10 protein-coding genes are annotated in these 9,179 nt (G+C 38.5%); 9 read left to right on the forward strand and 1 reads right to left on the reverse strand.

Translation table 11 applies throughout. The annotated features are described in order from the left end of the window. The first annotated feature begins 53 nt into the window (after nt 1-53). From rsmG to SLH51_RS21885, 6 genes are all read left to right on the forward strand, one after another. Complete coding sequence (rsmG, locus tag SLH51_RS21860) at nt 54-767, forward strand: 16S rRNA (guanine(527)-N(7))-methyltransferase RsmG (RefSeq protein ID WP_335963663.1); 714 nt, start codon at nt 54-56, stop codon at nt 765-767. Between the two features lie 245 nt (nt 768-1,012). After that, entirely contained in the window at nt 1,013-1,879 is an 867-nt protein-coding gene (gene noc / locus SLH51_RS21865) for a nucleoid occlusion protein (RefSeq protein ID WP_335963664.1), read from the forward strand. Nucleotides 1,880-2,026: 147 nt separating this feature from the next. After that, on the forward strand, nt 2,027-2,800 hold the full coding sequence (locus SLH51_RS21870; RefSeq protein ID WP_335963666.1) for a ParA family protein: 774 nt from the start codon (nt 2,027-2,029) through the stop codon (nt 2,798-2,800). Continuing rightward, the gene (locus SLH51_RS21875; RefSeq protein WP_335963667.1) at nt 2,781-3,635 is read left to right on the forward strand and encodes a ParB/RepB/Spo0J family partition protein; all 855 of its coding nucleotides are present in this window, start codon (nt 2,781-2,783) and stop codon (nt 3,633-3,635) included. The genes SLH51_RS21870 and SLH51_RS21875 overlap by 20 nt, the downstream gene beginning before the upstream one ends. A 160-nt stretch (nt 3,636-3,795) precedes the next feature. After that, nucleotides 3,796-4,947, forward strand: coding sequence for an aminotransferase class V-fold PLP-dependent enzyme (locus SLH51_RS21880; RefSeq protein WP_335963668.1), 1,152 nt, complete (start codon nt 3,796-3,798; stop codon nt 4,945-4,947). A 15-nt stretch (nt 4,948-4,962) separates the two neighbouring features. Continuing rightward, nucleotides 4,963-5,667: a DUF554 domain-containing protein gene (locus SLH51_RS21885; RefSeq protein WP_335963670.1), complete on the forward strand. Its 705-nt coding sequence runs from the start codon at nt 4,963-4,965 to the stop codon at nt 5,665-5,667. Between the two features lie 53 nt (nt 5,668-5,720). Here SLH51_RS21885 and yyaC read toward each other — a convergent pair whose 3' ends face one another. Continuing rightward, the gene (gene yyaC, locus SLH51_RS21890; protein ID WP_335963672.1) at nt 5,721-6,374 is read right to left on the reverse strand and encodes a spore protease YyaC; all 654 of its coding nucleotides are present in this window, start codon (nt 6,372-6,374) and stop codon (nt 5,721-5,723) included. A 96-nt stretch (nt 6,375-6,470) separates the two neighbouring features. Here yyaC and SLH51_RS21895 point away from each other — a divergent pair, with 96 nt between their 5' ends. The 3 genes from SLH51_RS21895 (at nt 6,471) to ychF (ending at nt 9,087) form a co-directional block, all read left to right on the forward strand. Further along, nucleotides 6,471-7,487, forward strand: a complete 1,017-nt coding sequence (locus tag SLH51_RS21895; RefSeq protein WP_335963673.1) for a YkvI family membrane protein — start codon at nt 6,471-6,473, stop codon at nt 7,485-7,487. 136 nt (nt 7,488-7,623) lie between these two features. Further along, nucleotides 7,624-7,821 carry a DUF951 domain-containing protein gene (locus SLH51_RS21900; protein WP_335963674.1) on the forward strand — a complete coding sequence of 66 codons (198 nt, stop codon included), beginning with the start codon at nt 7,624-7,626 and terminating at the stop codon, nt 7,819-7,821. Nucleotides 7,822-7,986: 165 nt separating this feature from the next. After that, nucleotides 7,987-9,087 (forward strand): redox-regulated ATPase YchF, encoded by a 1,101-nt coding sequence (ychF, locus tag SLH51_RS21905; RefSeq protein WP_335963675.1) that lies wholly within the window; start codon nt 7,987-7,989, stop codon nt 9,085-9,087. The last annotated feature ends 92 nt before the right edge of the window (nt 9,088-9,179 follow it).

The raw sequence follows: 9,179 nt of genomic DNA on the forward strand, positions 1-9,179 counted from the left end.
AGAATGACAGTAACCTTTTGATTTACAATTACTTCTGAAGATGGAGAGTTGTTATGAGTAAAAAACAATTTAATGCTCTTTTAGAGGAAAAGGGAATTACGTTAACACCAAAGCAAACAGAGCAATTTCAACTTTATTATCAACTTCTTGTTGAGTGGAATGAAAAGATGAATTTGACTGCGATAACAGAGGAAGATGATGTGTATTTAAAACATTTCTATGACTCACTTACTGCTAGTTTTTATTTTGACTTTCAGGAAGGACAACGATTAATTGATGTGGGAGCTGGGGCTGGTTTTCCAAGCATTCCATTAAAGATCCTTTATCCAACCATTCATGTTAGCATCGTTGATTCCTTAAAGAAACGAATTCATTTTCTAGAGCATTTAGCAAGTGAATTAGGATTAGAAGGAGTTTCATTCTTTCATGATCGTGCAGAGACGTTTGGTCAAAATAAAGATCATCGTGAAAAGTATGATGTGGTGACTGCACGGGCTGTTGCACGCCTCTCGGTTCTTTCAGAGTTATGCCTGCCGCTCGCAAAAGTGAACGGACACTTTATTGCGATGAAGGGTGCAGGCGCGCAAGACGAGTTGAATGATGCAAAAAAAGCAATTAAGTTATTAGGTGGGACCGTTATAGGAGATGATTCATTTACTTTGCCACTTGAAGAAAGTGAACGACATATTGTCCATGTTTCTAAAGAAAAACCTACTCCTAAAAAATATCCAAGAAAGCCAGGAACACCAAACAAGATGCCTTTGTAGGTTTTGTTTCACGTGGAACAAACTTTCGCTTTGGAAATAAATAAGCATGTTCAAAATAACGCTCATTGTTTCGTTGGACATGCTCATTATTAAAATTATGTAGGGGAAAACCTGTTTAATGGATTAACTTTTACTTGACGCTGTAATGTGCTCAGGATATAAATGAAATAGGTACAAAAGAAGGACTCTAGCAACGGGTGTCGAATCTAGTAAAGACGGTTACTATCAGAAGGTGGTGTCAGGCGATGAAGCAACCGTTTTCACGCCTTTTTGGCTTTAGTGACAAGCAGGCAGAGGTTGAAGTTAGTGGAAACGAAGAAGTAAGTGAAGTGCACAGTAATGAAGAAGTTAAAGAAGTTAATATTTCAGATATAGTTCCAAACCGGTTCCAGCCGCGTACCGTATTTGATGAGGAACGAATTGAAGAGTTAGCTCAGACAATACGAACACATGGGGTTATTCAGCCTATTGTTGTACGTGAGCGAGATGGAAAATTTGAGATCATTGCTGGTGAGCGCAGATGGCGAGCGGTCACGAAATTAGGGTGGGAAACTATTCCTGCTTTAGTGAAAGAATTTAATGATTCTCAAACCGCTTCAATTGCTTTAATAGAAAACCTTCAAAGGGAAGGATTAACAGCAATTGAGGAGGCTGTTGCCTATGCAAAGTTGATTGAATTGCATGGGTTAACGCAAGAAAGTCTAGCTCAAAGATTAGGGAAAGGTCAGTCAACTGTTGCCAATAAGTTGCGGTTGCTGCATTTACCAGAACCTGTGCACCAGGCGATTTTGGAACGTCATATTTCTGAACGTCATGCTCGTGCCTTACTCACGTTAAAAAATGAAGAATTACAATTGAAAGTGCTAGAAGAAATAGTAGAAAAGCATCTTAATGTAAAGCAAACTGAAGAACGGGTTAAATTTATACTAGAAGGACAACCGAATCAAAAAAAGAAGCCAACTCGAAAGTCTTATTCAAAAGATATGCGTATTGCTATGAATACAATCCGTCAATCAGTTGATATGGTATTGAAAAGTGGTTTGCACGTGGATACTGATGAAGAGGAGCATGATGAATTTTATCAGTTTACGATTCGGATCCCTAAGAAATAATCTATCAATATGATAGGTTATTTTTTTTAGTGACTAATGATATGAAGAAATTGTAGAAAGCAAAGGAAAAAATGATAAAAACGAATTATGAAAATTGTGTTAAAATAAAAGACATGTTCGAGTTTTGAATGGAAAGTAGGTGACAGCGTGGCCAAAATCATTGCTGTAGCAAATCAAAAAGGTGGCGTCGGCAAAACGACGACGGCTGTCAATTTAAGTGCTTGCTTAGCGCATATTGGTAAAAAAGTTTTGCTTGTTGACATTGATCCACAAGGGAATGCAACAAGTGGAGTAGGTGTTGAAAAAGGTGATGTTGATGAGTGTGTTTATGACATTCTTGTTGAAGATGTTGAAGCTTCCAAAGTAATTAAGTCAACATCTGTGGAACGCTTAGATGTTTTACCTTCAACCATTCAATTATCGGGAGCGGAGATTGAACTCGTTCCAACTATTTCGCGTGAAGTCCGTTTAAAGAGAGCTTTAACAAGTGTCGCTGCAAATTATGATTATATATTTATAGATTGTCCACCTTCTTTAGGGTTATTGACAATTAACGCACTAACAGCATCAGATTCTGTTTTAATCCCTGTTCAATGTGAATATTACGCACTTGAAGGATTGAGTCAGCTGTTAAATACAGTTCGTCTTGTACAAAAGCATTTAAATACAACCCTTGAAATTGAAGGTGTGTTGCTTACGATGCTAGATGCACGGACAAACCTTGGAATTCAGGTAATTGATGAAGTGAAAAAATACTTTCGTGAAAAAGTTTTTGATACAATTATTCCAAGAAATGTTCGTTTAGGAGAAGCTCCAAGTCATGGTGAGCCGATTATTACGTATGACGCTAAATCAAGAGGAGCAGAGGTTTATTTAGAACTAGCAAAGGAAGTGGTAGCGAGTGGCGAAAGGGTTAGGTAAAGGGTTACAGGCATTTTTTCCTGATCATAGTGAAGATAGTCATGATAAAGTTGAGCAAATTGTTGTTACTGATCTGCGCTCAAATCCTTATCAACCTCGTAAAACATTTTCGGAAGAGGCTATTTGTGAACTTGCTGACTCCATTAAAGAACATGGGATTTTACAACCAATTATCGCAAGGAAAAGTATTAAAGGCTATGAAATTGTTGTAGGTGAGCGCAGGTTTCGGGCTGCTCAAAAAGCAGGATTAACGGAAGTACCGGTTGTTGTAAAAGAATTAGATGAGCAAAAAATGATAGAGTTAGCTCTTATTGAAAACATTCAACGTGAAGACTTAAATCCAATCGAGGAGGCAGTTGCTTATGAAAAGTTAATGGAACATCTCTCCATGACGCAAGAGCAACTAGCTGTTCGCTTAGGAAAAAGTCGACCTCACATAGCCAATCATTTACGATTATTAAACCTTCCAAATGTTGTTCAGCAATTCATTTCTGAAGGGGAATTGTCAATGGGGCATGGGCGTGCTTTGTTAGGATTAAAAGATAAGCAGACACTATCAGCATTAATAGAAAAGATTTTTAAAGAAAAGCTGAGTGTCCGTCAAGTGGAAGAAATGGTTAATCAGCTAAATGAAAGAGTTCCACGTGAAACAAAACGAAAAAAAGAGTCTCTTTCCCCATTTTTAAAAGAAAGACAAGATGTTCTTAGAACAAGGCTAGGAACGTCAGTAGCAATTAAACCAGGAAAGAAAAAAGGGAAGATTGAAATTGATTATTTCTCTGAAGAAGACCTTGAGCGGATTATACAACTATTAGAATCTGAGCATTCTACATAATAAACGGATGGTGAAAAGGGGGGACTCAAAGTACCTACCCAATAATCCTTATGAAGGACAGTTAATTGACTAACTGTAGAAAGTGAGGGCAATTGGGGGACTTTTTGAGTTGCCTTTTTTTGCTTTTAAAAAATGTTACAGATGAAAGGAAAATGTTCGAATGATTTATTTTGATCATGCTGCATCATCTTATCCAAAACCTAAGAAGGTCGCAGAAGCAATGTATGAGGCAGTATCAACATTCAGCGCGAACCCTGGTCGAGGTGGACATAAATTAGCAGAACAAGCTAAGGAAGCAATTGATTCAACTAGAAAAAAACTAGCCCATACTTTTGGGGCACCTGGGGGGAAGCATGTTTGGTTTTATCAAAATGCAACAATGGCATTAAATCAAGCATTGTTTGGCTATCCCTTTGAAGAAGGTGATCATGTCATTGCAACCATGTTTGAACATAATTCAGTGATACGTCCACTCGAGAAACTCATTTTTGAAAAAAAGATAAACGTTACCTATATTGAACCAAACGAAAAAGGACTTTTAACAGTAGAGCAATTTGAAGAAGCCCTTACAGATAGAACAAAAATGATTGCTGTTTCACATGCCTCAAATGTGACAGGAGCTGTTGTCCCAATTCGTGAGGTTTCTAATGTAGTGAAAAAGAAAGATATCGTTGTCTTACTTGATGCATCACAAACCGCCGGTACCATTGAGATTAATATGAGCGATGATGGAATTGATCTTTTAGCATTTGCAGGGCATAAGTCATTGCTAGGTCCTCAAGGGACAGGCGTACTCATATCGAAAGAGGATTATCAGTTGGAGCCTTTAGTAGTTGGCGGTACAGGTAGTTACTCAGAGCTCCTACATCAACCGTTAAAATGGCCAGATCGATATGAAGCAGGTACTCTAAATACACCTGGGATTGCAGGATTATCTGCTGGTATTGATGAGGTTCTTGAGATCGGTATTAAAAACATATGGTTCCATGAACAAACACTGATGAAACAATTTTTACAAGGTATAAACGAACTGAACGGATTTACCACATACGGCCCGGACGACATTTCACAGAGAGTAGCGGTTATTCCTTTTGAACTAGAAGGAGTGGAAAGTCATGAGCTAGCTATGATTTTGGACGAGCATTATCAAATTGCTGTTAGAGCAGGCATGCATTGTGCTCCAAAAGCCCACCACTCTTTACGAACAAGTGAGTCAGGGCTCATCCGAGTTAGTTTTGGTCCATACAATACAACAAAAGAAGTAGAGAGGTTATTAGAAGCATTACAAGAAATTAAACAAGCTTTTGAATAGATAAGGGGTAGGAGAATGGTTTTAACAGGAACACTTGTAAACGGATTAGCAATTATTATCGCATCACTAATTGGGTTGTTAGTTCGAAATATATCAGAACAAATGAAAACGACGACGATGCAAGCAATCGCACTTGCCGTTGTTATTTTAGGAATTGGGATGGCGTTAAAAAGTGAACAATTTCTAATCGTCATTGGAAGCCTTGTAATCGGTGGGATCATTGGTGAAAAGGTTGATTTGGAAGCTCGGCTTGCTCGTTTAGGAGCTTGGATTGAAACAAAAGTAGGAGCAAAAGAAGATGGGGCCATTGCAAAGGCGTTCGTCACAGCAACTTTAATCTATGTTGTCGGTGCAATGGCAATTCTAGGAGCGCTTGATAGTGGCTTACGTGGAGACCATTCTGTGTTATATACAAAGTCATTGCTTGATGGATTTTCAGCAATTATCTTTACTTCAACGTTAGGGTTAGGTGTGATTTTCTCTGCTATACCAGTTATCCTTTATCAAGGGGGGATTGCCTTACTAGCAACTCAAATCAACCAATTTGTGCCTGAATTACTCATGAATACTTTTATTGTTGAAATGACAGCTACAGGTGGTATTATGATTATTGCAATCGGGTTAAATATTTTAGGGATTTTGCAAGTTCGTGTTGCAAACTTATTACCGAGCATTGTTGTCGTAGCGGCATTTGTAACAGGTTTACACTATTTTGTTTAATAGAAAAGAGAGTGGGATAAAAAGGAAAAGCCTTTTTGTCCCACTCTTTGTATTTACATAGGTGTTTCGTTTTTTGAGCGTAAAAGAATTTGCGGCTTCATTCGTAATGATTGTAGGAGTGAAGGTGACACCTGTTTTTCAGGAAGAAGAGCATCTGTTGCACCAATTGTTTTTGCGATTGTATCAGCCATCTGCATCACTGTATGAAGACGTGTATTTTGCAAAACAAAGTATTCCATCATCCCACCTACGTTTACAATGCCAGTCATATGAATATCGCCAATGGAAGGTAGCTTTTTTTGAACAGCAGCACCTGGCTGCACAGGACCTTCTGCAAGTGTAATCTTGCCTACACTATTCATTCTACCAAGACAAGCATCGATGGCTAAAATAAAAGGACGTGAATGCTTCTCTTTTACTTCGGCTATCCGTTCTTCAAGATTAACAGCATGAACGGGTTTTTCTAATGTTCCATAGATGTGGAAACGTTTCAAGTTCATGCTCTCTAACTTTGAACCAATTAATGGGCCAAGTGAATCCCCAGTTGACCGATCAGTTCCAATACAGACAATGACGAGATCTCGTTTCACATGGACTTCAGTCATTTCATATAAATGCTTCGTTAACTGTTCGATTGCTGTATCTTCCTCCATATGAACTCGCATAGATGTATTCTTTTTTCCGAACAGACGATGGTTTGTACTCATAACATCGCCTCCTTTGCCATAGTAGTAACAGTATACGGAACTTTTTTCCTTTCTATACATACAAGAGGAAAAGAAGAGGTGAGGAGAGGATTTCGCATGTGGGTGAACGGCTTGAAATGGATGTTTCTCATTATTGGTACAATGATAGGTGCTGGCTATGCTTCTGGAAGAGAACTTTGGGAATTCTTCGGAGCAGAAAGTGGACTAGCAATTATTCTTTTTACTATTCTATTTACCGTTTCATGTAAAGTCATTATGACAATTAGCTATGAAAAAAAATCAACACACTATTTACCTGTCTTGCAAGTCCTTATGGGTACGCGTTTATCGAAAATCTATGATGTGATGATTATTATTTACTTGTTCTCAACGACTGTAATAATGCTAGCTGGGGGTGGAGCGACTCTTGAAGTTATTCATGTTCCTTACTGGCTCGGTACGTTGATTATTGGTGGTCTAGTTGTCATTTTATTTTTATGGGACACAAAAGGAATGACTTCTATGAATGCGTTCATTATTCCAATACTTATTGTGTTTTTAATTGCGATTTTATTGGCATTCCAATCGTTAAAAGGATTTCCGATCCAATTTAAAATAGATGCACAACACAATTGGCCATCTGCTTTAACATTTACCGCTCTTAATATTCTTCCATTAATTGCTATTCTCGGTGCTGTTGGTCATGAAGTAAAACATAAGGGGGAAATGTGGATCGCTTGTATAGGAAGTGGAGTCATCTTAGGTTCCATCTCGTTTCTTTACAACGAATCATTGTTACAAGTAGCCGGTGATATTATGCTATATGAAATTCCGCTCTTTGCAATTTTGAAACACTATCCTTATTATATGATGCTAATTATGTCGGCATTATTATGGCTTGCAATCTATACGACGGCAGCGGCCGGGGTGTTTGGATTGCTCTCGCGGATGAGAGCGTGGATAAAAGGGCCAGCATGGTTGTTAGCACTATTATTAATTGCCGTCATGGCTCCATTAACCACATTTGGTTTCTCAACGCTTATATCCGTTCTTTACCCATTGTACGGAGTATTAAACCTATTTGTACTAGCTTCACTACTTCTATACCCAATTTTTCATCATCGCGCTCTGTAGAGCTTATTCAAAAACGGTGTTTTTCCTTTTTGGAATGAATTGAAGATCAATATCCATTTTGATGCCTCGACTCATCTACGCTTCTTCGTGTATAATACAACAATAAAAGTGGTGTAGGGAAAAGGAGGCATCTTGCATGATCAATAAAGAGTTTGCACTCCATGATGTGGTAGAGATGAAGAAGCAACATCCTTGTGGTGAAAATCGTTGGAAAATTATCCGAATGGGCATGGATGTCAGGATTAAATGTCTCGGTTGTCAGCATAGCGTTATGCTCCCGCGTAAGGATTTTGCAAAGAAATTAAAGAAAGTACTAGAGCAGGCATCTGAATAACAGTGCAAGGCAATGAGGGAAGAAAACCTTCATTGCCTTGTCTTTTTTTATCGGAATCACTATAATTGGAAGGAATGCGCACTTATAAGTTTCGTCTGATCGTCCTCGATAATATTTTAATGATCGCAAGGACTTAATTGAAAATAAAAAAAGGAAGTGGATCTAGTGGCTTTAACAACTGGAATTGTTGGTTTGCCGAATGTAGGGAAATCAACATTGTTTAATGCAATTACACAAGCTGGAGCAGAATCAGCGAACTACCCATTTTGTACAATCGACCCAAATGTCGGGATCGTTGAGGTTCCTGATTATCGTTTGCAGAAGCTAACGGAATTAGTGGAACCGAAAAAAACGATCCCAACTGCGTTTGAATTTACGGATATTGCCGGAATTGTTGAAGGTGCTAGCAAAGGAGAAGGACTAGGAAATAAATTTCTTTCTCATATTCGCCAAGTAGACGCGATTTCTCATGTAGTTCGTTGCTTTGCTGATGATAACATTACCCATGTTTCAGGTGGGGTGAATCCATTACGTGATATTCAGGTTATTAATTTAGAATTAATTTTAGCAGATTTCGAATCAATTGAAAAAAGAATTACTCGTGTGGCAAAATTAGCAAAAGCAAAAGACAAAGAGGCAGTAGCTGAGTTAGAAGTATTAGAACTGCTACAAAATGCATTTGAAGAAGAAAAGCCAGCTCGTAGCATTGATTTTACAGACGAACAACAAAAGCTTGTGAAACAACTGCACTTGCTAACAAGCAAGCCAGTTTTATACGTAGCGAATGTCAGTGAAGAAGATTTGCTTTCTACTGAAGATAATGAGTACGTGAAGCAAGTGAAAGAGTTTGCTGCATCTGAAGGCAGTGAAGTGATTTTAGTTTGTGCGAAAATTGAATCAGAAATCGCCGAGCTTGAAGGCGATGAAAAGCAAATGTTTCTTGAGGAACTAGGAATTAAAGAATCCGGACTAGATCAACTAATTCGAGCGGCTTATGACTTATTAGGTCTACAAACATACTTCACAGCAGGTGTTCAAGAAGTAAGAGCCTGGACATTTAGAAAAGGAATCAAAGCACCTCAAGCAGCAGGAATTATCCACACAGACTTCGAACGCGGCTTCATCCGTGCAGAAGTAGTCTCCTACGAAGACCTAGTCGACGCCGGCTCAATGGCAATCGCAAAAGAAAGAGGAAAAGTACGCCTAGAAGGAAAAGAATACATCGTCCAAGATGGGGATGTCGTTCATTTTAGATTTAATGTATAAGAGAGCTATCTCAAAAAGGGTGACTTTCCCTTTTTGAGATAGCTCGAAGCAATGAGCGGAGCCGCCGTAATGTTTTAAGCCTTTTGAACGAA

The organism is Halalkalibacter kiskunsagensis (assembly GCF_037027555.1).
GTDB lineage: Bacteria > Bacillota > Bacilli > Bacillales > Bacillaceae_D > Halalkalibacter > Halalkalibacter kiskunsagensis.

What these genes read in the sequence shown, in the direction of transcription:
- rsmG (WP_335963663.1), top strand. Translation starts at nt 54, where the DNA reads ATGAGTAAAAAACAATTTAATGCTCTTTTAGAGGAAAAGGGAATTACG.
- noc (WP_335963664.1), top strand. Translation starts at nt 1,013, where the DNA reads ATGAAGCAACCGTTTTCACGCCTTTTTGGCTTTAGTGACAAGCAGGCA.
- SLH51_RS21880 (WP_335963668.1), top strand. Translation starts at nt 3,796, where the DNA reads ATGATTTATTTTGATCATGCTGCATCATCTTATCCAAAACCTAAGAAG.
- SLH51_RS21885 (WP_335963670.1), top strand. Translation starts at nt 4,963, where the DNA reads ATGGTTTTAACAGGAACACTTGTAAACGGATTAGCAATTATTATCGCA.
- yyaC (WP_335963672.1), bottom strand. Translation starts at nt 6,374, where the DNA reads ATGAGTACAAACCATCGTCTGTTCGGAAAAAAGAATACATCTATGCGA.
- SLH51_RS21895 (WP_335963673.1), top strand. Translation starts at nt 6,471, where the DNA reads ATGTGGGTGAACGGCTTGAAATGGATGTTTCTCATTATTGGTACAATG.
- SLH51_RS21900 (WP_335963674.1), top strand. Translation starts at nt 7,624, where the DNA reads ATGATCAATAAAGAGTTTGCACTCCATGATGTGGTAGAGATGAAGAAG.